The organism is Methylobacter marinus A45 (assembly GCF_000383855.1).
Taxonomy (GTDB): Bacteria; Pseudomonadota; Gammaproteobacteria; order Methylococcales; family Methylomonadaceae; genus Methylobacter; species Methylobacter marinus.
In genome coordinates, this window is the sequence record NZ_KB912877.1 from 4,261,275 (window position 1) to 4,282,445 (window position 21,171).

General features: G+C 56.7%; 16 protein-coding genes. 9 read left to right on the forward strand and 7 right to left on the reverse strand.

The window, feature by feature from the left end; all coding sequences use genetic code 11:
* Window position 1: 1 nt before the first annotated feature.
* Both METMA_RS0120020 and METMA_RS0120025 read right to left on the reverse strand, forming a co-directional pair.
* Window positions 2-1,018, reverse strand: coding sequence for a hypothetical protein (locus METMA_RS0120020; RefSeq protein WP_020160898.1), 1,017 nt, complete (start codon window positions 1,016-1,018; stop codon window positions 2-4).
* Window positions 1,015-1,653, reverse strand: coding sequence for a DUF4255 domain-containing protein (locus tag METMA_RS0120025; protein ID WP_020160899.1), 639 nt, complete (start codon window positions 1,651-1,653; stop codon window positions 1,015-1,017). The genes METMA_RS0120020 and METMA_RS0120025 overlap by 4 nt, the downstream gene beginning before the upstream one ends.
* A gap of 641 nt (window positions 1,654-2,294) precedes the next feature.
* Between METMA_RS0120025 and METMA_RS25945 the strand changes: the two genes are divergently transcribed.
* From METMA_RS25945 to METMA_RS0120070, 8 genes are all read left to right on the forward strand, one after another.
* Window positions 2,295-2,804, forward strand: a complete 510-nt coding sequence (locus tag METMA_RS25945; RefSeq protein ID WP_051114372.1) for a lysozyme inhibitor LprI family protein — start codon at window positions 2,295-2,297, stop codon at window positions 2,802-2,804.
* Between the two features lie 853 nt (window positions 2,805-3,657).
* A complete protein-coding gene (locus METMA_RS0120040) occupies window positions 3,658-4,974 on the forward strand; it encodes a PQQ-dependent sugar dehydrogenase (protein ID WP_198014551.1) in 1,317 nt (438 codons plus the stop codon).
* Window positions 4,975-5,000: 26 nt separating this feature from the next.
* The gene (locus tag METMA_RS0120045) at window positions 5,001-5,624 is read left to right on the forward strand and encodes a phosphatase PAP2 family protein (RefSeq protein ID WP_020160903.1); all 624 of its coding nucleotides are present in this window, start codon (window positions 5,001-5,003) and stop codon (window positions 5,622-5,624) included.
* A 357-nt stretch (window positions 5,625-5,981) separates the two neighbouring features.
* A complete protein-coding gene (locus tag METMA_RS0120050) occupies window positions 5,982-6,659 on the forward strand; it encodes a thiopurine S-methyltransferase (protein WP_020160904.1) in 678 nt (225 codons plus the stop codon).
* A 312-nt stretch (window positions 6,660-6,971) separates the two neighbouring features.
* Window positions 6,972-8,000 (forward strand): efflux RND transporter periplasmic adaptor subunit, encoded by a 1,029-nt coding sequence (locus METMA_RS0120055; RefSeq protein ID WP_020160905.1) that lies wholly within the window; start codon window positions 6,972-6,974, stop codon window positions 7,998-8,000.
* Window positions 8,000-9,751, forward strand: a complete 1,752-nt coding sequence (locus METMA_RS0120060) for an ATP-binding cassette domain-containing protein (protein WP_020160906.1) — start codon at window positions 8,000-8,002, stop codon at window positions 9,749-9,751. Before METMA_RS0120055 ends, METMA_RS0120060 begins: the two co-directional genes overlap by 1 nt.
* Window positions 9,748-10,881, forward strand: a complete 1,134-nt coding sequence (locus tag METMA_RS0120065; protein ID WP_020160907.1) for an ABC transporter permease — start codon at window positions 9,748-9,750, stop codon at window positions 10,879-10,881. The genes METMA_RS0120060 and METMA_RS0120065 overlap by 4 nt, the downstream gene beginning before the upstream one ends.
* A 2-nt stretch (window positions 10,882-10,883) precedes the next feature.
* The gene (locus METMA_RS0120070) at window positions 10,884-11,996 is read left to right on the forward strand and encodes an ABC transporter permease (protein ID WP_020160908.1); all 1,113 of its coding nucleotides are present in this window, start codon (window positions 10,884-10,886) and stop codon (window positions 11,994-11,996) included.
* 13 nt (window positions 11,997-12,009) lie between these two features.
* On the opposite strand, the gene METMA_RS0120075 is transcribed toward METMA_RS0120070, so the two are convergent.
* Both METMA_RS0120075 and METMA_RS0120080 read right to left on the reverse strand, forming a co-directional pair.
* Entirely contained in the window at window positions 12,010-13,581 is a 1,572-nt protein-coding gene (locus METMA_RS0120075; RefSeq protein ID WP_040591390.1) for an FAD-binding oxidoreductase, read from the reverse strand.
* 251 nt (window positions 13,582-13,832) lie between these two features.
* A protein-coding gene (locus METMA_RS0120080) for an ISNCY family transposase (protein WP_156830454.1) occupies window positions 13,833-15,328 on the reverse strand; the annotation gives its coding sequence in 2 pieces (ribosomal slippage) (window positions 13,833-14,851 and window positions 14,851-15,328; 1,497 coding nt in all).
* 377 nt (window positions 15,329-15,705) lie between these two features.
* Between METMA_RS0120080 and METMA_RS0120090 the strand changes: the two genes are divergently transcribed.
* Window positions 15,706-16,728, forward strand: coding sequence for a hypothetical protein (locus METMA_RS0120090; RefSeq protein ID WP_020160910.1), 1,023 nt, complete (start codon window positions 15,706-15,708; stop codon window positions 16,726-16,728).
* An 87-nt stretch (window positions 16,729-16,815) separates the two neighbouring features.
* Here METMA_RS0120090 and bstC read toward each other — a convergent pair whose 3' ends face one another.
* The 3 genes from bstC to bstA are packed head-to-tail and all read right to left on the reverse strand — an operon-like array spanning window position 16,816 to window position 21,168.
* Window positions 16,816-17,613, reverse strand: coding sequence for a sterol transporter outer membrane protein BstC (gene bstC / locus METMA_RS0120095; RefSeq protein WP_232216396.1), 798 nt, complete (start codon window positions 17,611-17,613; stop codon window positions 16,816-16,818).
* A gap of 4 nt (window positions 17,614-17,617) precedes the next feature.
* On the reverse strand, window positions 17,618-18,454 hold the full coding sequence (gene bstB, locus METMA_RS0120100) for a sterol transporter periplasmic substrate-binding protein BstB (RefSeq protein WP_020160912.1): 837 nt from the start codon (window positions 18,452-18,454) through the stop codon (window positions 17,618-17,620).
* Complete coding sequence (gene bstA / locus METMA_RS0120105) at window positions 18,454-21,168, reverse strand: sterol transporter cytoplasmic membrane protein BstA (RefSeq protein ID WP_020160913.1); 2,715 nt, start codon at window positions 21,166-21,168, stop codon at window positions 18,454-18,456. Before bstA ends, bstB begins: the two co-directional genes overlap by 1 nt.
* Window positions 21,169-21,171 lie beyond the last annotated feature (3 nt).

The window sequence follows — 21,171 nt, forward strand, 5'->3', positions numbered from 1 at the left end:
GTTATGTGAAAATTTCCGAAACAAGCCGGGTGATTTTGGTGCCGCTTTTTTCCGCTTTAACAAAACCTGCCGACGGTTTCTGTTTTGAGCCTGCGTTGCCAAAATAGGTTAATGGGAGCGGATTGGGCTCTGTGGATTTCACAGCGCCCGTATTCTTGTCAAAGTATCGCCGGAGGGTCGATCGATTCTTGAAGCGAACCTGGAAAACCGGGTGCGGCGCTTTGGCGATGCCGTTGTCGTCAATAAAGCTGAAGTCGTCATCATCGGCCCTGACCGGCGACAGGCGGATCAGGGCGAATACATCGTCCGGGATGGCGTCCGTCAACTGGATTCCGCGCTCGGGTGCGCCGGCAAGGCCGGGAGGCGGTACGATGGCGGGTATGTCGCCTTGATGAACGAACACAGGCAAAACGGCGGCATCCGCATTCAATAGCTGGGAAGTCGGATCGGCTGCGTCGCCGTCGCTGGTCAACTGCATCAGCTTGCCGGCTGAATCGATCAGGTATTCGACCTTGTCGCCGGCGCCGCCCGCGGAATAGGGGCTCGATAAAAACAGCGTTTTGTCGGCGCCTGCGCCGCGCGCAGCGCCGGTCAGATTCGAAAGAACGAAAACATTGGTTTTATAGCGATAGGCTTTATCTTCAGGTTGATGATAAAGCGTGCGAATTTCCCGGGGCGGCAGCGTCAGGGCGGTGTAGTTGAAGAAATCGGCATGGGAAACGGTGACAATGAATTCGAACAGCGTATCGGCGGGAATGACCTGAAGGGCGGGAGCCGCCACTATCAAACCCGGTGCCGTATCTTTATAGACGCAATTCAGGGCCTGTAAAGCTTTTGCGGTGGCCGCGGTTGGGACTACCGTCAGAAAAGGCCGCCTGTCATAGCCGTGCAATCGTTTGTTCTTTCGGGACGGGTCGCTGATCAGGTCAAACACGGCAGCGCCTTCATCCAGCCAGTAATGGTGCAGCAGGCGTATCTCGAACAGAGGCCGATACCGGTTGCCGATACGTTCAGTCATGGATTGGCCGGCGGGGTTTTGTGATGAAAATCACTGACCACTTCCGTAATCAGGCCGCTTTCGCTTTGTACCGCCTTGAATTTCAGGTCGATCATGCGCAGCATATACAAAACGAAGGGGTATTGCTTACCCCCCAGGGTTCCCCATAAATGATTGACTTCCTCCATGGTCGGCGAATACAAATCAAAGATCAGCTTAAACGCTTCCAGCTGGTCCAGAGGGTTATTGGGCGCATTGGCCGTTATTGAGCCGGGCGAGACATTGTCCGGCGTAAATACGTTCTTATGCTGAAAAAAACAAATGGCTCGGGATAATACCAATAACGCATCGCTGTAATTAGTATGCGTTGCTGAAATCAGTATTTGCAGATTAAGAAAAACAGGCGGGTTTTCGTAGCTGGCCTTGAGCGAGACATCGTCCCGGACATAATTGGGCAGATTTTTTAGCGCTTTCTCTTCCTTGATATTAACCACAGACAATATAAGCTTGTTTCTGGCAACGCCGCCGCTTCCCGGACCGCCTGCAAACCCTTCCGCTATATTACCCAGGTCGACGATCGGCGCGGCCATCTGAAAAACATCGTCAAGATGCTGATTCATTTCATTTATTACAATGGTCAATGCATGCGCAATCATCTAATAAATCCATCTTATAAAATCATATTTACAGGTCTATGTAATATTGAATGTCTTATCTGTTGTATTTCCTTATTTAATAGCCTGGAATTAAATGGCATTCCAAATAAAACACTTGATAATCAATGACATGGTCATTATATTGATAACCTTGTGCATGATGCGGCATCGTCCGGATGCAGAAATATAGACCCTTATGGCGACTGTTTTTCAAAGTGTAAACCGGATTGTAAATTTTTCAATGCCTATTGGTTTTTATTCTGAAACTCTTTGCCCGTCGTTAGTATATTTTGATTTATATTTCGCAATTGTTAAGGCTGTTTAAAAAATGAATATGTGTATGTTTTTAATAAATATTATTTAAACCTTTGTCTCATATATTATTGTATGTTGATATTCTCAATTTGCTTTAAGCGCCAATCCTGTCGTGAGCAGATTAAATTAAAGGACAAATGGGGGATATGAAATACCTATTATTCATTTAATTATTATAAATTCTCGTTGTTTTTTTACTCTTAAAAGCAACAGCGGTCAACCGATTTAAATTGCTAAATGTGATAAGGGTAACAGATGGTTCAGGGCAGGGATTATAGGGTGGTCTAATACTAAAGGGCTTGAAAATAGAAGAGCATGCGAATGGAATGTTTATTCACAAGGTATTTACAAAAAGTGGTGAAACAATGATTTTAATAGGGCCGAAAGCAAAAACCTTTTTTCTAGCGGCATGGTTGCTCGCACAGGCCTCTTTTTGCTTTGCCATCGATAATCCGGATGCGCCTGATCTCGTTGCAGACTTTGAATCGCGCAGCAAGAAATATGAGATCGTTATTGAGAAACAAGCGCAAAATCAAGAGGAAATCTTCAAGGCATATGTTCAGTACAGTGACTTTCTCGATCAAGAACTCAACCAAGCCTATACGGCTTTAAGCAAACAGCTGAATGCTGACAGCAAACAGTCCTTGTTACACTCACAGCGGCTATGGATTCAGTTTCGCGATGCGGAGTACAGCTTTATCGATAATAACTGGACATTAGATAATTTTGGATCGTCGTCCGCTATTTCGCGCAGTGCATACCAAACAACCATTATAAAGAATAGAGTGGTTGAGCTATTGCATTACTTAAAAAACTATCCAGAAACTAACAACTAATCTTCTGCGATTCTTGTGCTTCGCAGGCCAATACGCAATCGCCGCTGATTTTTTAGCCGGACGAGGTTGCAAAAGTCCGTTCCGCTTGACTTCAAAACTTACGACTGCATTGGGTAGACGATAGGATGCCAATATTAGATTCAACATGAGATCATTGAAAATCCTCATTGTCCTCGCTGTGATAGTCGGCAGCGCAGCTGTTATCTGGATGATGGATGAGTTGTAGGGTGGATTTGCCTTGGCAATCCACCAATAAACGGTGCCTTAAAACCGTCATATTCCGCAATATTGCTGGCCTGTCTGTAATGGCGGTTTGCTACGCGAAAATGCCTTATTTAACTAAGGATTTGGCTAAAAATGACTTCTTGAAACTGGAATCTTGCATAGGATGTGCTGATCAAAAGTAGGCGCTTCAGGCGGCGCAGTGAAGCGTATCGCTCGCGAACGATACCCTAAAGGGCACAAGTGCGCCTCCTGGCGTCGGCACATCCTATGTTTAAACAGGGAAATTATTTATGACCAAATCCTAAGTCATGCACCAGAAATGAGTATGCCTCTGACGAATACTTATCAAAGGTGTTCGTCTGGCGCGCCTGTTAAAAACATCCACTGATTTTGAATATTGGAAATTCCAGCTAGAAAACAGAATCTGTATCTTGAGTGACTATTACCATCCTGGCATCAGATGCGGTGCGGAAGGTAATAGCCAGAATTTCAAAGGGTTCATGCGCCGCAGTGTTAGAAATTGAACAAAATGCCTGACACTTCATTCAATGGAGAAATGGGTTAATGCCCACCCATTAACTTAAACGTTATGCTCAATGTGGAAGATGCGTAATGAATGAAACCTGGAATGATGAAAAGACAGCCAATTAGTTTCTTTCCGAAGAAGATATTCAGGGGTGAAGCAATGAAGCGCAAAACAACAAGGGTACTGTCCATGATGTTAACGGCCTTGTTCGCGGCCGTTTTGGTCCATTGCGGCCGAGAACAGTCGACGTTGGCGGACAACAGCGGACCTCAAATAAAGCGCACGGTAGTGATGTCGGGACTTTTCGACCCATGGGACCTGACCTTTACGCCGGATGGGGCCATGCTGTTTACGGAAAAATGCCGGGGGTTGTCCGTGCGCGCCTCTGATGGAAAGGTCCGGCTTCTGTTCGGAACGGCCGGCGCGGCCCTGGAGGCGGACGACCTCTTCTGTCAGGGCCAAAGCGGCATGCTGGGCGTCACGCTTGATCCGGCGTTTGCCGAAAACCGCCATGTGTACGTCTACATGGCGTCAAATATCGACAAGGCCAAGACCAACCGCGTCGTGCGCCTCACCGTTGATAAAGCCTACACCGTTGTTGCCGACCGTCAGGACATTGTCGCCGACATCCCGTTTAAGGCGTCCCTCAACCTGTGGGGCGGCGCGGGCGCACACAGCGGCGGCCGCATTCGATTCAGCCCGGCTGACGGTTACCTGTACGTCACCACCGGCGACAACCACAACGGGCCGCTGCCGCAGGACCTTTCGCGTCTGGGCGGCAAGATATTGCGGATCGACCGCGACGGCAAAGCCGCAACTGGCAACAATACCCCGCACGGAGGCGATCCGCGCATCTACACCTATGGCCATCGCAATGTGCAGGGCATTGCGTTTCGCCCCGGCACGGGCCAGCCGTTTGTCTGTGAGCACGGCCCCGGTCATGACGATGAAGTAACGCCGCTTGCAGCGGGCGGCAACGGCGGCTGGGACCCGGCACCGACAAAAGGAGTGTCGTGCGCGAGCGATTATTGCGGCTATACGTCCAATAAGCCCGACGGCACGCCTACGTCCATGACGGATCTGGACCGGTTCCCCGACGCGCTCAAACCATCGTGGAACAACCGTGGCGTATCCGAAGGGATGGGGCCGTGCGTCTTTCTGAGCGGGCCGCACTGGAAGGCTTGGGATGGCTGGCTTGCGGTCGGGTTCCTGAAGGGCGCGCGCATCCAGCTTTTGCAGCTGGATGCGAACGGCATGACGATCAGAACGGCCACTGTGGCCGATCTGTCGGCGCAGCGCATGCGCTCGCTCGTTTTGGGGCCGGACGGCGCGATTTATGCCGCCATTGACACAGGTGAAATCTGGCGGCTGGAAAGCGCCGGAGATGAAGCATTTGAAAACGGTAAGGACGGAGGATAGATTCTGCTTTGCCTGAGGATACAAACATGGCATCGATGCGAGCTGTAATCTACATCACGATAGGCGGCTTACTGGGTTCTGCGTGTCTCATTGTTCAGGGCCCGCTGCCTGGCGACGTGCTGGTTACGCGTGCTTTGCAATCGATATTCGGCACCCCGTCCTGGGCGATGTTTTTGAGCGACACCGCGAAGCTGCCCATTCTGTGGGGCACGCTTATCGTGGCGATCCTTCTGGCATTTGTCCATGGAGGCTGGCGTCATACGGCCACTCCGGTTCTGGCGCTCATTTTGGCGGAAATTCTCGATGCGCTGCTACGGGCATTGGTGTTTGCTCCCCGGCCTTCGGCGGATGTGGTCGCGGTGGCCAGTCCCAGTGCGTCCTCAGGATTTCCTTCCACGTTCGGACTGGTTTATGGCGCGCTATTCGGTGCGGCGATCCGCATGACGTCAAATCGCAACATTGCAACGGCAACCGCTTCCACTATCGCGCTGTTCCTTATCGCTATCGGCGTTATTGCACGCGTGGTGCTGGGCGGGCATTGGTTCAGCCAGATCATGGCGTCTACCTTCATTGGACTCGCCCTCGCGGCGGCGGTCCAGATCATTATGGACGCGTGGACGGCGGGTTATCGGGGAAGGCTGCGCAAATAGCGGGATTTCAAAGAAGCATGCCGCGCATTGTACGATCCGCCTTATGCGTCCGGGTTTTTTGCCGTTCATCCCTGGGCTAGATCTTTGTTCTTCACCGCTGAATTGCTTGGCGCTCCGGGGGCCGGGCGTGGTACTCTTGGGCAAATTCAGCGAGTGCCTATTCGACCTTCATGCCGCTTCTCACAAAGTTTTGTGTCCGTTCGAGCTGACATTTTCTTTTTCACAAAACTTTACATGGGAAGAACTCATCATGCCCGATTACTCAAGCAAGTACGGTGCTGTCTGTATGGACGGCAGGCATTTTACGCGCCGCTATTTATCTGTCAGGCAATATACGGCTACGGGAGAAGCGCATTCATGACCAGCCGGGACAACAAACTCTGGCTACAACTCTGGCGCGATCGGCAAACCGATTTCCATCAAAATGCGGTCAATCAACTCCTTGCCAGGTTCTGGCCAAGCCTTAATCTGGTGCGTGGAAGCCGGGTATTCGTGCCGCTGTGCGGCAAAAGCCGGGACATGATCTGGCTTGCCGAGCAGGGACACACTGTCGTCGGTGTTGAACTGAGCCCTATCGCGGTCAAGGCCTTTTTCCTTGAAAACCGGCTCAAGCCATCGCGGCGGCGCGTCGGCAAATTTACCCTATGGAAACATGGCGGAATCAACATCTTGTGCGGGGATTACTTTTCGCTGACCGCGGGCGATCTGGGCGCTATCGATGCGGTTTACGACCGGGCCGCGCTCACCGCACTGCCTGAAGATATCCGCCGGCATTATGTCGCTCACCTGCAGCTGATTACCCCGAAATCATCCGAGGTGTTTTTGCTGACTACCGAGGATGCCGAGGAACACGAGACGCTCAAACAGGCGCTTGGCGTCGGCGACGAAATCAGGGCACTGTATTCGACGGGCTTTGAAATCGATCTGGCGCATGTTGACAGCGTGTTCGAAGCGGATCCCGGTTTTCCGGATCAACCGCCCGCGCGCGTCGAATATAAAGTGTACCGTCTCACCACCAGATCGGATTCCCAATAGCGGCGCTTAATGTAGGGGCGGACCTACGTGTCCGCCCTGTTTCGGGTGCACAATGGGTTATCGGAGAACCGTTGGCCAAAGGCGAACCGTTGGGCAAGGGCGAACACACAGATTCGTCCCTACGTGTTACGGTATCAGGGCATCAATCCATAGGAATTGCCAGATCAAAACGCCTATGAATCAATGAAAATGAACAGGCCGATTAAAAAGGTACTGAAACAATTCTGATTAGGTCAAATTTTGCCGCGGAATGTAAGCTATGTTTAGACAGGGACCTTATTGACGACCAAATCCTAGAATGGCAACAACAGCATGAAACCACTGAAAATCATCATTATCCTGGCCGTTATACTCGGCATTGCGGTTGCCGGTTGGTATTTCCGGCCTTCCGAACAGGTAGACGAGAACAGGCTGACGCTGTACGGCAATATCGATATCCGCCAGGTTGAGCTGACGTTTCATGATGCCGAGCACATCGCGGCGATGTATGCCAGGGAAGGCGAGCGGGTCAAGAAAGGCCAGCTGCTGGCGATACAGGATCTAGAGCGTTTCCAGTATGCCGTGGACAGCGCCGAAGCCAGGGCCGAGGCTCAGCGGCAGGTGGTCGCGAGGCTGGAGGCCGGATCGCGCGCCCAAGACATTCGCAAGGCCAAGGCGGATGTAAAGTCGGCGCAGGCAACCTTGCAGTTCGCACAAAAGGAATTCGACCGGCTGCAGGCTCTGGTGCAGAGGCAATCGGCGCCGGTTCAGGCGCTGGACCGCGCCCGGGCGGAACTGGATGCGGCGCGTGAGCGCATGCGTTCCTTGAAGCAGCTGCAGGCGCTGGCGGTGATCGGTCCGCGCGAGGAAGACATTGCCGAAGCCAGGGCTTTGCTGAAAGCCGCGGAAAGCGCATTGGACCTGGCGAAAAAAGCCTGGCAGGACGCCCATCTTTATGCCCCCGCCGACGGCATCATCCAGGACCGTATTCTGGAGCCCGGCGATATCGCCGATATCCGCGCGCCGGTTTACACCCTGGCGCTGATCGATCCGGTCTGGGCGAGAGCCTATGTGTCCGAAGACCGGCTGGGCAGACTGAAATACGGCATGCCGGCGCACATCGAAACGGACAGCTATCCCGATAAAACCTATGCCGGCTGGGTCGGTTTCATTTCGCCCACGGCCGAGTTTACGCCGAAAACCGTGGAAACGCCGGAGCTACGCACCAGTCTGGTTTATCAGGTGCGGGTTTTCGCCTGCAATCCGCAAAACGAATTGCGCCTGGGTATGCCGGTTACGGTCAGCCTTGCCCTTGATTCGGATGCCGAAAGCAGTGCGGTCCCGCCTTGTCCGGAGCGCTGATGCCGGAGGTCCGCAACGATCAGGCGGTTTTCGCGCTCGAATTCCAGGCCGTCGGCAAAGCCTTTACTGCCGGTCGGCACCGGGTCGATGCCTTGCGAAACGTATCGCTGGCGCTGCCGAAAGGCACGGTAGCCGGCCTGGTCGGACCGGACGGCGCCGGCAAAACCACGCTGATGCGGCTGGCGGCGGGATTGCTGCTGCCGGATTCGGGCCGCGTCGTCGTGTTTGGGCACGGTACCGACAACGACACAGAGCCGCTTCGAGGCCTGATCGGTTACATGCCGCAGCGCTTCGGCCTGTACGAAGACCTGAGCGTGGCCGAAAACCTGGCTCTTTATGCCGATCTTCACGGCATTGATCGACAGGAGCGGGCGCAACGCTTTCAGCAACTGACCCGCATGACCGGGCTGGCGCCTTTTACCGCACGCCTGGCCGGCCGCCTGTCCGGCGGCATGAAACAGAAACTGGGGCTGGCCTGCACGCTGCTCAGCCAGCCGCGGCTGTTGTTGCTCGATGAGCCCAGCGTCGGAGTCGATCCGGTGTCGCGGCGGGAATTGTGGAACATTATCGAGCAGCAGGTAAAAATGAGCGGCACGACCGTGCTGTTAAGCACGGCTTATCTCGATGAGGCCGAACGCTGCACCGACGTCATGCTGCTGGACGAGGGCGAACTGCTGGACCACGGCAGTCCGGAGGCTTTCCGGGGAAAAATCCGGGGGCGCTGTTACCGCGTCACGCATCCTGAACTTTCCAACCGCGACCTGCAAAACCGACTGAGCGGCCAGCCCGGGATTGTCGATGCCGTCATCCAGGGCGAGGCGGTGCGCGTGGTGTGCGACAGCGAAGACTCGGCCGGCGCGGTGCTGGCAGGGACAGATACCGGTAAACCCCGGATCGAGCCTGTTGCCCCGCGCCTGGAAGACGCGTTTATCGACCTGTTGAACAAGCGTCGCGCGCCGGTCAGGCAGGCAAACGAGATGGCCGGGCCGGCCGCGCCTGTCGCCGATGAGGAAATTATCCGCGTTGACGACGTCGACCGCTGGTTCGGCGATTTTCAGGCGGTAAAAAAATTGAGCTTTACGGTCAGGCGCGGCGAGATCTTCGGCCTGCTGGGCGCGAACGGCGCCGGCAAAACCACGACCTTTCGCATGCTGTGCGGATTGCTGCCCGCCAGCAGCGGCCGATTGCAGGTTGCCGGCGTCGACCTGCGCAAGGCGGCGGCCAGGGCCCGCGCGCGGATCGGTTACATGTCGCAGAAGTTTTCGCTTTACGCGAATTTGAGCGTGAGCCAGAATCTGGCGTTTTTCAGCAGCGTCTACGGCCTGCGCGATGACCGCCGTGACGAGCGAATCCGCTGGGCCTTGCGGCAGTTCGAACTGGAGCCGCGCAAGGACGCCAACAGTGGCGATTTGCCGCTGGGCTACAAGCAACGCCTGGCCATGGCCTGCGCCTTGATGCACGAGCCGGAAATCCTGTTCCTGGACGAGCCCACGTCCGGCGTCGACCCGCTGGCCAGGCGCGAGTTCTGGAATCGCACCAACCGTTTGGCCGCCGCCGGCGTCACGGTGCTGGTGACCACGCATTTCATGGAGGAGGCCGAATACTGCGACCGCCTGGTGATCATGGCCGAAGGCGATATCCTGACCGCCGGCACGCCGACCGACATCAAGCGCCAGGCGCGCACGGAGGCGTTGCCCGATCCGACCATGGAAGATGCGTTTATTCAACTGATACAGGCAAAACAGTCATGAGCGATTCCAGGGCCAAAAAATACCTGCGCCTGAAGGGGCTGATCGGCAAGGAATTCCTGCAAATCTGGCGCGATCCCAGCAGTTTGTCCATTGCCTTCGTGTTGCCGGTATTTCTGCTGTTGCTGTTCGGCTATGGCGTGTCATTGGACGCCAAGCGGGTGCCGGTGGGCTGGGTGATTGAGAAAACCACGCCCGAGACCACGAGTTTCACGGCGGCCTTTCAACAGTCCGAGTATTTTCGACCCGTGTATTTTGCCGACATGGCGGCCGCGGAACGGGCCGTGCTGACACGGGACATCATGGCCATTATCCGCCTGCGCGCGGATTTCAGCAGCCAGCTGTTCAAGCAAAACTCGCCGGCCATCCAGGTCATCGTCGACGGCGTGGATGCCAATACCGCGCGCCTGGTCTCGGGCTATGTCCAGGGCGCGTGGAATGAATGGCTGAGCCATCTGGCCGCGCTGCGCGGCACAGCCCTGTCGCAACCGGTCATCGCCGAGCACCGGATCTGGTACAACAGCGCGGTGCTGAGCAAGGACTTTCTGGTGCCGGGCCTGATCGCCGTGATCATGACCCTGACCGGCGCGCTGCTGACGGCCATGGTCATGGCCCGTGAATGGGAGCGCGGCACGCTGGAGGCCATGATCGCGACTCCGGTGACGATGGGTGAGGTCCTGCTGGGCAAACTGATTCCGTACTATCTGCTGGGCATGGGCGGGATGCTGCTGTCCATCGCCATGGCGGTGTTCCTGTTCGGCGTGCCTTTGCGCGGTTCGCTGTGGGTGTTGTTGCTGACCGGCACGCTGTTCCTGCTGGTGGCGCTGGGCATGGGGCTGCTGATTTCCATCGTCTCCAGGAACCAGTTTGTCGCGGGGCAGGCGGCCATTATCACCACCTTTCTGCCGGCTTTCATTTTATCCGGGTTCATTTTTGACATAACCAGCATGCCGGCGGCCATCCAGGCGCTCACTTATCTGATCGGCGCGCGTTATTTCGTGACGATATTGCAAACCGTGTTCCTGGCCGGCGACCTCTGGCCCGTCATCCTGCCGAATGCGCTGGCGCTGTCGGTGATGGCGGTCGTATTTTTCGCGCTGATTGCGAAGAAAGCCCCGAAGCGGCTGGAGTAGCCATGTGGGCGATGATTTACGCGTTACTGGTCAAGGAATTTCTGGCCCTGGTCAGGGACAGGAAAAGCCGCTTCATATTAATCGGGCCGCCGGTTATCCAGTTGTTCGTGTTCGGCTATGGCGCGACTTACGACCTTAATCACATTCCCATCGCGATTTACAACGAGGACCGGAGCATCGCCTCGCGCGATTTTATCGAGCGTTTCACGGCGGCGCCGGCGTTTACGGAGGTTTTGAGGCTCACCCGCCAGGAACAGATCGCGCCGGCCCTTGATGAGAAGAAAGTGCTGGCCGTGCTGCATCTCGGTCCGCATTTCAGCCGCGACCTGTATTTGGGCCGTCAACCTGCCGTGGCGCAGATTCTGGTCGACGGCCGCGATTCCAACACGGCAATGATCGCCCTGAATTACATGCAAAGCATAGTGGCCACGTTTAACCTGGATTGGGCCGAGCGGCATCGCCTGCCGGGGCCGCCCGCGCAATTGCGGATCAGGGCCTGGTTCAATCCGAACCTGGAAAGCCGGTGGTCTATCGTGCCCGGTATCGCGGGATTGCTGACGCTGGTCGTGACAATCGTGGTCACGGCGCTGTCCATCGCCCGCGAGCGGGAGCAGGGGACTTTCGACCAGTTGCTGGTGACGCCGCTGACGCCTTTTCAGATCCTGGTGGGCAAGGCGCTGCCGGCGGCGATCATCGGCGTTATCGAAGCCTCGTTCATCATTTTCATGGCCGTGTTCTGGTTCGGGATTCCGATAGTCGGCAGCCTGGCGGCGCTGTATCTGGGCGTGGTGCTGTTCGTGTTCGCCGTCATCGGCTTCGGCCTGATGATTTCGGCACTGTCCGTCACGCAGCAGCAGGGACTTTTGGGCTCATTCCTGTTTATCGTCCCTGCCGTGATCCTGTCCGGTTTTGCGACGCCGATCGCCAACATGCCGCCGTTGGTCCAGGATTTCACGCTGCTCAATCCTTTGCGCTATTTTCTGGTCATCGTCCGGGGCGTTTTTCTGGAAGGGCTGACGGCGGACGTACTGATGTCGCAATACTGGCCTCTGGCCGTGATCGGACTCGTCACGCTGAGCTGCGCTTCCTGGCTGTTCAGGCGGCGCATGTATTAACGAGGCGCGCGGTTCATCCCGCCTTTTCCAGCTGTCGCATCTCGACCGGCGAAACCCGGCCTGTCGAGGAAACCTTGTCGTATACTTCATCGAAGGCTTGCCGGCAATACGGCAAACGCGCGCGCAACTGGTCGTAGCCGGCATGGTCGAACATCATTCTGAACTGCTGTCTGTCCATGCAGGTTCTGGCATACAGGGCCTGGTAGCCGTGCTGTTCGATGACGAATTTTTCCAGTAACGGCAGGGCGCTGGCGTTATCGAAATCGGCCTTGCGCGGCGTGCCGTAGGCGCCGATATCGACATACATTTCATCCACAACGCCTTCCGCTGTCCTGAAAGGATGGACAAAGCCGGGCTGTCCGCCGTTGTCCTTGATCGCCATCGGCGAAAGCCATAAGGGGTATAACCGGAAGTGTTTGTCGAAATAGTCAATGGACTGCTTCAGATGCCGGATCGGCATGAGCATGTCCTGAACCACGTGAAACTTTTCCCGAAGCCGTCGGGTGGTTTGTGTTTCCGTGTATTTCAACAGTTCGATTCGGGGAGGCAGAGCCCAGCCCAGTAAAGCCCTGAATACGGGATGATTGCCGAACGGAATGATTTCCTCCATGGTCCAGAAATAACTGCGGGTGTGCCTGTGAAAATAATCCCGCACCGGTATGTATTCGAGACCTTCCTTCCCGTGCTCCAGATGGCTTTCCACATGCTTGTAAAACCAGGGCTTATACCATCGCCCGACAGCGTTGACAGGACCGTCCGGGCACGCGGCATCGACGAATTTGCCGACCATGATGACCGCCCGGTCGCGGTCGTAAACCAAGCCTTCCACGAAATCGTTGTTGTCGGTATCGCGGCTGGCCTGCTCGAAAACGCTGACCATCTCATCGAGGCTATAAACCGGCCGGTAGCTGAGCCGGATATACTTTTTGACCGGAATGATCTGCAATTCGGCCGCCACCAGAAAGCCCAGGGTGCCATGGCTCCAGGGAATCTGGTAAAAGAGCTCGGCATTTTCCGAAGCGCTGCATTTGAGCCGTTTTCCTTCCGCCGTCACGATCTCGAAGGATTCGCAGATGTGCTGGAATAGCCCGTATTTATGGCTGCTGGTTTCCACGCCGAAGCCCATGATCAAGCCGCCTACCGTCAAACTGTCCAGTTCCGGCACCACCGGCAGCGTCCAGCCCTGAGAGATCAGGCTGCGCGAAATCTGGCCCATGGTCGCCAGGGGTTCCACCCGGACGATTCCGCGCTGTTCGTCGATTTCAAGCAGGTCGTACATGTCAACAGCGATCTTGCGATGGGACAGTTTGTATTTGGGCACCATCTCGCTCATGGTTTTCCAGCCCGACCTCGCCGTGCAAAGCTTTTGCTTCGCGCCTTGATTTTTCCAGTCCTCGATTTGCCGAATCACCGCCTCAACCTTGGCATCGTGTTTGGCGGGGGCGCTGTTAAGACGGAATGCCAGCGCGTTGCGGATGCCGGCATAGGCACCATGGACGGCCGAAACAGGCAAAAGGAAGAGGGTGGCGAAGATTCCGCGATAATGGGTGAGTAGGTGTTCGAATAATTGCTCGGGTTTTATCATTGTGTTTGTCCTGAATGAATCGGTGAAGCCGGTTTCGGTCGGCGGGTCACCAATCGATTTTAGATATAAGTAGTGCCTGAAAGAAAACTCACTTTTTTCATGATTCTGCCGACTCACTGGGCATAACTCCAGCCGTTTTTCGGCGCAGGCCAGCCAATTTCCTCTTTTGGAAGTGCTCAACCGCCATTCCGGGCGAATTTTGGCGGCACCTCTCCCGTGTTTCGTCCTTTTTTCCGTCATCAGTCGTGCCTTTAGGCCGCTTTTTTGTAAGGGCCTCGTCGTCGAGCGGCTTCTTGTTGTTCTTGCTCGCGGAGCATGGCGCCCAAACGCTGAATATTGCGTGCCACGATGGCGAGGGCCACGTAGCGCTTGAAACCATCCATGCCATGATCGGGGCATTTGTTCAACCCATGAACGCCCAGCGCATTGATCGCCGATTCAACCGCTGAATGTTGGCGGCGCAGGCGGACAAACTCCGGGGCGGATTCGCGGGCTTTGTCGGCTTCCGATAGCCGGCCTTTTTTCGGCAATATCACGTTATCCAGGCGTTGTTTGAGCTCTGCTTGATTCCTTGGGCTGTGAAAGCCCTTATCAAAGCTCATGGCTTTTGCCGCGGGAAAGCGGGTTTGGGTTTGTTCGACCAAGGTCACGGCGATTTGATCGTCCGTGGTTTTTGCCATGACCTGATGGTGCAGGATAAAACGGTGTTGATCTTCGACGATAGCCACCCTCAATCCCAACTCGACCGGTACGCCGGCCTTGCCTTTACTGATCCATTCGGTATGGGGTTGAAAAATGGAAAAGACTTTCTCGGCATGCGGAATGGTTTCACCTTGCAGGACCCGACGACGAATCTGGTCGATCTGCCGCTCGGCATGCGCCAGGTAGGCATCGAGATCTGCCAACATCGCTGCCGATATGCCATGCGCTTGGTTCAGGCGCTGCCGAGTGGCGTATGCCCGTTGCACATAGACTTGGGCTTGGTCGAGGTAGGTCTGATAAGCGGCTTCGATTTGCTCTTGCTTGGCCTGACGTTTGGCTTCATCTTGCGAGGTGGAATGCTTGAGCTTTTGAATCAGCCGGTAACTTTTCTTGAAACAACGCAAGTGATAGGCGCTTTGGCGCCATTCGGTCAAATTCAGGGCGTCGCAGAGTGCGGCGCAGGTGTGCACCGTTTTGCGGATGGCATCCCACAGCAAGTTGGTGTCGGTGGGAAAATGCACGTGGGTTTTGACCACAAAGGAATCAGCGCGGGTCTTCAGGCTTTCTTCGGCGTTTTTTTTAACGCCTGGTGTCCCGCATGCACCACTTCCTGGTTGATGCGATCCAGAATCTCGGGCGTGAACAAACTGACGTTGTCCCGGATGGTTGGCAATTCATAACGGTGTTCGTCCAGCCAGTCGCTATGCCCCAGCATCTGCCGGATCGTCTTGTGTTGGTTGGCCAACTCTTGAATCCGGTCGTAATCCACATCAAGCCCTAACCGCAGTACGCCCAACACCAGTATCTTCCACTGCTCCATACCGGGTCGCCCGGTTTTATTGCTGGCTTTGCCTTTTCCGCCTGCCCGTTCGGGCATGACCTCTTCCAGAATGGCAAATATCCGCTGACGCAAGCTGACCTCGGTATAAATGTATTGCAGTCCACGCAGTAGTTGGGGAATGTCATCACGTGATTTAGGATCAATGACAATGGCGGCAATATCGGTTTCACCGAATTTGAGTTGAGGCTGAATGACGGTGCGCATGCGAATTCGAGGGATGAAGATTTTGGCTTTTAGGCGGTTACGGGCCGATTTTCGCTGGAAATAAGACAAAACCGGGGTCAGGGCAACACATCTTCGTGTTGGAAAATCATTATAACCTATTGATGAATATGAGATTAATTAATTTTCATTCAAACACTAAGTATCAAATATTCCCTGGGCGCCGGATAATTCGTGGGGCTGGTTCATCGGCTGTTTTATTCTTGCACCATTATCTCACTATGTGGTTGTTGTCGAGCCTAAAATTGCTGGGCATCGGGAATTATTAAAGATGTTTTTATATCGAATCAGCTATTAATATCGATGAACGCGCTAAATAGACTGTTTGTAAACAATTGTCTGGCGCTTGAGGTTTGCCAATGCCAAGAAAACTGAATCATGCCGTCGTCGCGTGGCTGTTGGCCGCGAGTTTTACATTACAGGGAAGACCCGCTTTTGCGGACCCCCCGCCCGTCGAAAAAGTGTTGAGCGAGTTGGGAATGGACAGGAGCGAGATTGCCGAACTGGCTCGGGGCGGACCTGTCACATACGCCTTGAGCGAAAACAGCGACGCCGAACTGGCCATGGGCATCGCCTGGTATCTGCCGGTTCCCTTGGAGAAAGTGGCCAGGCAGTTGCGCCAGAACAATCCGGATCCGCTGGACTTTGATGTCATAGCGTCCGGGGCGCTGAACCAGATCGACGGAGCCGCTTCCCTCGCGTCTGTCGTCCTGTCCAGAAAAGAAGCCGAGGCGTTGCTGGATGTCGAGCCGGGCGATGAATTCAATCTGTCGGTCTCGGAGATCGATAGCTTCAAAACCCTCAGGCGACGGCTTTCCGATGTCATCGAAGACGCGATCCTGCAGCGCTACCGGGAGCTTCTGTTCCAGCGCTTTGAAGCCTATCGGCGCGGAGGCGTGCATGCTATCGCGCCGTATGCGCGGGAGCCGGGCCGGTATTCCAGGCCAGCCCTGGAGCTTCGCCAGGCAGCAACCGCAAGCGCCGCCCTGCTGCGCGACTTTCCAGCCTTGTACAAGGTCTGGCTGCATTACCCGGAATCTTTGCCGTCCGGAGCGGAAGAGGCCTTCCCCTGGGTGGAAAAAACAGTGGAAGGCCGTCCGGCGGTCATCCTCAGGCATCGCGTCAGCACTGATTGGAATGGCTGCGTGTTGACGTTGACCCGGGAGTTCTATGCGCCGCATTCTTACAATGCCAGTCAATGGATAACCGGCTGCCTGGCTTATCGCGGCGGCACGGTGGTCTTTCAGGAGGTGCGCAGCTACACCGACCAGGTGACGGGCATCGCCAGCGATGTCAAACATATGATCGGCCGCCGCTTGCTGAAAGACAAAATGCTCAAGTCATTCAAGCGGCTTTGCGGTGCGCTGGAGGCATGCCGTTGATTCATCGTTAGGGCGCGGTTTTAGACGGCTGGTACTCGGGCGGCAGGTAGGCTGGGGTGGAGCTTTGCGGAAACCCGGCATAAAGGGTTATAGGCCGTTTTCCAGATCTTGTCGAAACTCGGCGAACTCTTTTTTCCAGGACTCTTTGCTGTAGCCCCAGTTACCTTCTGCCAAGAGCTTCTCCCCCTGCGTGAATTCGGCTTTTGCCCGGCTCAGGCCGGCCTCGTCACCCTCATGCCATAATGCCTGGGCATAAAACAGGTGGTTGAGTGGATGAGCGGGGTGTTTATTGACCGCCTTTTCCAGCAGCTCCAGCGCCTTGTCGAGATCGCCTATGCCGCTGGGCCAGGCCGGCGCTTTCAGGTAAAGCGCCCCCAAAAGGCGCAACGGCCCCCCGTGGTCGATATCCGGGTTCAAGGCCAGCGCCCGTTTCATCGCGCCTTCCAGCCGTTCCAGGTTGTCCATGGCCAGCGTGATATGTTCACGCACCGCCAGCCCCAGGTTGGCCGCCAGATAATAATGCACCGCCGCATCATCGTCCGCCCCTTGCGCCAACGCCGCCTCGGCAAGGCTCACGCCCTCGGCGGCCAGTTTTTCGCGTCTGTCCGGGTTGGCTTCGCGTTCGGCCAGGTGCAGGCTCAGGCGGCTGCCGAGCGAGGTACGGCGTAGAGCCGGGTCCTGGCTGTCGCGCAGGACAGTCAGCGCACATTCCAGGGTATGGGTGTCGCTCAAGGGGCCGTATTGGCTTTGCCGAGCGGCCAGCATAGCCGCGGTCTGCCCGGGGCAGCCGGAGAGTCCATCGAACCGGACCCGGTCGCTCTGGAGCCCGGCGCAGCCCGCCAGAACCAGCATCGCAATGGCCGTAAGTAGTCGTATAGCGCGCAAAGTCTTAGCTCCCTTCATCCCATAGCTTGACCATGGGTTCGAACACGGCCGCGTCCACGACGTTAAAGGATTCCACGCCGAACAGATCGCACAGTTTCTGGCCCTCGGAATCGGTGCACATTTGTTCCAGCGCCTTGCCGAAGCGGGCGCGTTCTTCCTCCGTAGTCGTGGTGCTGTTGGCCACGACTCCCATCAGCGGGATTTCCTCGGACGTGAATACAACCTCAAGGGGCGTCTGCAAATGCAGGGAAGACAGGCCGGCATATTGTTGCTCGTTCAGAATGACGGCGTCCAGCTCCCCTTTGTCCAGCGCTCGCAAGGCGCGGATGGCCTGATTGGAGGGTTGCAGGACAAAGAATCCGGCGGGATCGACTTTGCCGGCAAAAACGATCTTGCCGATGAACGACTGCTCGGCCAATACCGTGCCCCCCAAATTTTTGCCTTTCAGCTCGTCCAGGCTTTTGTACTTATCCTTCTGGACGACGACCCGGTAACGCTCACTGGTCCGGCCTTTGATCCTGGGCCGGACCACCGGCAGCAGATTGTGCGGGTTGCGCAGTTCCAGATAGAGACCGAGGGATGTGATCGCGAACTTGGGTTTTTTTTCGGCGATCTGTTTCCGGCATTCGTCGATTTTGCTGGTGAACAGGCTGTCGAAGCGGTTCTCGGGCCACTGGCCGACGCGCTCGACCACCCGCAGCATGGAACCCATTGCACTCTGGGCATCCCGGGTATTGACGGGGCCGCCGGGATAGCACACCACGATCATTTCGGGTGCGGGCGCGGCAGTGACGGCAAGAGAGGCCAACAGGCCGGCAATAATAAGGTACGTTTTTCGCATTATGGTTTTCTCTTGGAATCAAGTAATTGTCCGATGGCCGGGGCCACGACGAGGGTTGCGGTCAGACAGCAGAGCAGGCCGATGGTGATGCTTAGCCCCAATGAGGACACGCCCCGGTAACTGGCCAGAGTGATTGCGCCCAAGCCTGCCAATGAAGTGCCGGCGGCCAGTCCGATGGCCTTGCCGATGGCCAGGCTGACTTGCAACGGGGTACGATGCTTCAATTCGCTCCAGCGGTAGCTGAACCAGACGCCATAATCGACCGCCAGCGCAATGACCAAGGGCAAGGCGACGATGTTGGCGTAATTATAGCGAATGCCGTTCAGCGCCATCAGCCCCAGCATCCAGCCGCCGCCGATCAGCAAGGGCAGCGCCGCCAGCGCGAAGCCGCGCAGGCTGTGCGTCGCCGCCATGACCCAGAGCAGGCAAAGCGCCAGAGCCAATTGCGTGCCGTGGGTAAAACTCGCCACCACGGCCTTGGCGAACGCCTGGTGCGTGGTCGGGAAGCCGGTCGCTTCCGCAGAGATGTTATAGACGTCTTTGATCAGGGCGTCGAGGTTGTCGGGATCGTACACGGATTTTGCCGGGAAAGCATAGACCGCGATACTGCCATCGGCGGCAAAGAAGCGCTCGCGCAGGGCGGGCGGCAACTGTTCCGGCATGAGGGGCCGAGCCTGCCGCCAGATGTCGATGATGTTAAGCCCGGCATCCGCTCCGGACAGCAAGGCGCGCAAGAAGCTCTCGCTGCGCACCCGGCCCAGTTCGCTGTCCGCGGCGAGACGGGCCGAGATGGCCAAAACCTGTTCGCGCACGTTCTCCAAACTGTCGACCAGATGGGTATGTCCGGCGGAAAAGGCCTGCTCCTGGGCTTCGTCGATGAGGGCGGCGCCGTTTTCCAGCACTGCCTTCAGCAATTCGAATGATTTGGACGATAAGCCGGCGCGCCCGAGTTCTTCGACCTGCAAGGCGTAGTCGGTGCGGGCGAATGCCTCGCCGATGCTCACGGCCTTGCGCAGGCGTTCGTCGGCGTCCACGGGAAACAGGCCGGTCAAGGACTGCGCCTGGGCAATGGTCTTGAGTTTGCCCGCCTCGCTGGTGATCCTGCGTGCCTCGGCCATGTCCCTGGCGGTGAAAATGATGACCTCGGACTGATAGTCACTCTCCGCTACCATGCGGCGTTGATAATTGGCCGCCTGGGAATCCTCGGGCAACATGGCCAGCACGTCGTAATCGAAATCAATATCGAATCCCTTCCAGCCGCCGAAGGCAGCGCCGGCGATGGCCAGTATGACGAGGGCCATGGCAACGGGCCTGGGGAACGCGCCGCCGCGATTCCCGGGTGCTGCGGAAGCGGGCGGCGGAGCTAGCGAGTCAATCTCTTTCAGCTTGGGCGGCAGCAGGGCGTAAAGCGCGGGCTGGACCATCCAGGTGCTGGTCAGGATCATCAGCACGCCCACGGCCGCCACCACGCCGAGTTCGGCGAAGCCGGGGAAATCGACCGAGGCCAGGACGCTGAAGATCAGCAGCGAGGCGCCCCCGGCCGTCAGCACCGCTACAAAGGATGAGCCGATGCCGACCCCGATCGCCTTCACCAGCGGCTTGCCCGCGCGGCGCTCCTCGGCGATGCGCGAGGAGGTGAAAATGCCGTAGTCCGCCCCCAGCCCGAACAGAATGGCGATGAAGGCGGCGGTGATAATATTCAGGTGGCCGACGGTGAACAAGGCCAGGCCCAGGCTCCACAGCACGCCAAGACCCATGGGAATGAAAATCAGCGCCGCCCAGCGCACGCTGCGCACCACCAGCAGAATCAATGCGGCGACTAGGCTGGCGGAGGTGATGGTCACCAGAGTCATATCCTTGCGGATATTGACGTATTCCTCGTATTCGAGGGCCGGTAGACCGGTCAATCCCACCGTGGGCGGCGTGCGTCCGGCGGCTTGGGTTTGTTTGGCCAGGGCCGCCGACACCTGCTTGACCTTTTCGACGAAGGGGCCAAGATGCTCGAAATCGCCGGAGGGATTTTCCGGGTGGACGAACACAAACAGCATCCGCCCGTCGCGCGAGGCAAAGTAGCCGTCGCTCATGCCCATTGCCGCGTTTTTGGCCAGTAGGCGGCTCCAGTCCAAGCCGGCCGGAACGGTTTCCGAGGACAGCCAGCGTTGCCATTCCTCCAGGAAAAACGCGGCCAGGTTCAGGCTGGCTTCGGCGGTCTGCAGGTCGGTGTCCGCGCCGCCCAGCGACGGGTGATCTTGGCTCCAGCTCAACGCTTTGCGCAGGTTTACTTCCATCGTTTCGCCATGCAAGGTGGGCGGGCTCGCCATCTCGGCAAGCTTGTCCAGGGTCTCGGTCGGCATCAGCAGGTAGGAATGGTTCAGGAAAAATCCCATATCAAGACGCGAGGTGGCCTGACCAACCTCGGGCTCGGTTTCAAGCCGGGCGGCCAGCTCGTTGGCAAAGGACTCCAATTCGCCGCGCGGAGCGCCTTCCAGGACCACCATCAGGTCCGAGGCGGCGCCGTAATTTTTCAAAAAATCGTTGAAGCGCTTCGCCACCGCCGTGTCCTGGGGAAGCAGCGCCTGCCGCGAGGTGTGGACCGGGAGTTGCAGCGTCGCCCAGAGGGCCAGAATCGACAGCACCGCGGCCGCTCCCAGGATCGACCAGGGATTGCGGGCAAAGTATTCGGCGATCCTGGCGATACGTTGGGTAATCTTCATTGG

Excerpts from the sequence above, each read along its gene's own strand:
- METMA_RS0120020 (WP_020160898.1), bottom strand. The coding sequence starts at position 1,018 with ATGACTGAACGTATCGGCAACCGGTATCGGCCTCTGTTCGAGATACGC.
- METMA_RS0120025 (WP_020160899.1), bottom strand. The coding sequence starts at position 1,653 with ATGATTGCGCATGCATTGACCATTGTAATAAATGAAATGAATCAGCAT.
- METMA_RS25945 (WP_051114372.1), top strand. The coding sequence starts at position 2,295 with ATGTTTATTCACAAGGTATTTACAAAAAGTGGTGAAACAATGATTTTA.
- METMA_RS0120040 (WP_198014551.1), top strand. The coding sequence starts at position 3,658 with ATGATGAAAAGACAGCCAATTAGTTTCTTTCCGAAGAAGATATTCAGG.
- METMA_RS0120045 (WP_020160903.1), top strand. The coding sequence starts at position 5,001 with ATGGCATCGATGCGAGCTGTAATCTACATCACGATAGGCGGCTTACTG.
- METMA_RS0120050 (WP_020160904.1), top strand. The coding sequence starts at position 5,982 with ATGACCAGCCGGGACAACAAACTCTGGCTACAACTCTGGCGCGATCGG.
- METMA_RS0120055 (WP_020160905.1), top strand. The coding sequence starts at position 6,972 with ATGAAACCACTGAAAATCATCATTATCCTGGCCGTTATACTCGGCATT.
- METMA_RS0120060 (WP_020160906.1), top strand. The coding sequence starts at position 8,000 with ATGCCGGAGGTCCGCAACGATCAGGCGGTTTTCGCGCTCGAATTCCAG.
- METMA_RS0120065 (WP_020160907.1), top strand. The coding sequence starts at position 9,748 with ATGAGCGATTCCAGGGCCAAAAAATACCTGCGCCTGAAGGGGCTGATC.
- METMA_RS0120070 (WP_020160908.1), top strand. The coding sequence starts at position 10,884 with ATGTGGGCGATGATTTACGCGTTACTGGTCAAGGAATTTCTGGCCCTG.
- METMA_RS0120075 (WP_040591390.1), bottom strand. The coding sequence starts at position 13,581 with ATGATAAAACCCGAGCAATTATTCGAACACCTACTCACCCATTATCGC.
- METMA_RS0120090 (WP_020160910.1), top strand. The coding sequence starts at position 15,706 with ATGCCAAGAAAACTGAATCATGCCGTCGTCGCGTGGCTGTTGGCCGCG.
- bstB (WP_020160912.1), bottom strand. The coding sequence starts at position 18,454 with ATGCGAAAAACGTACCTTATTATTGCCGGCCTGTTGGCCTCTCTTGCC.
- bstA (WP_020160913.1), bottom strand. The coding sequence starts at position 21,168 with ATGAAGATTACCCAACGTATCGCCAGGATCGCCGAATACTTTGCCCGC.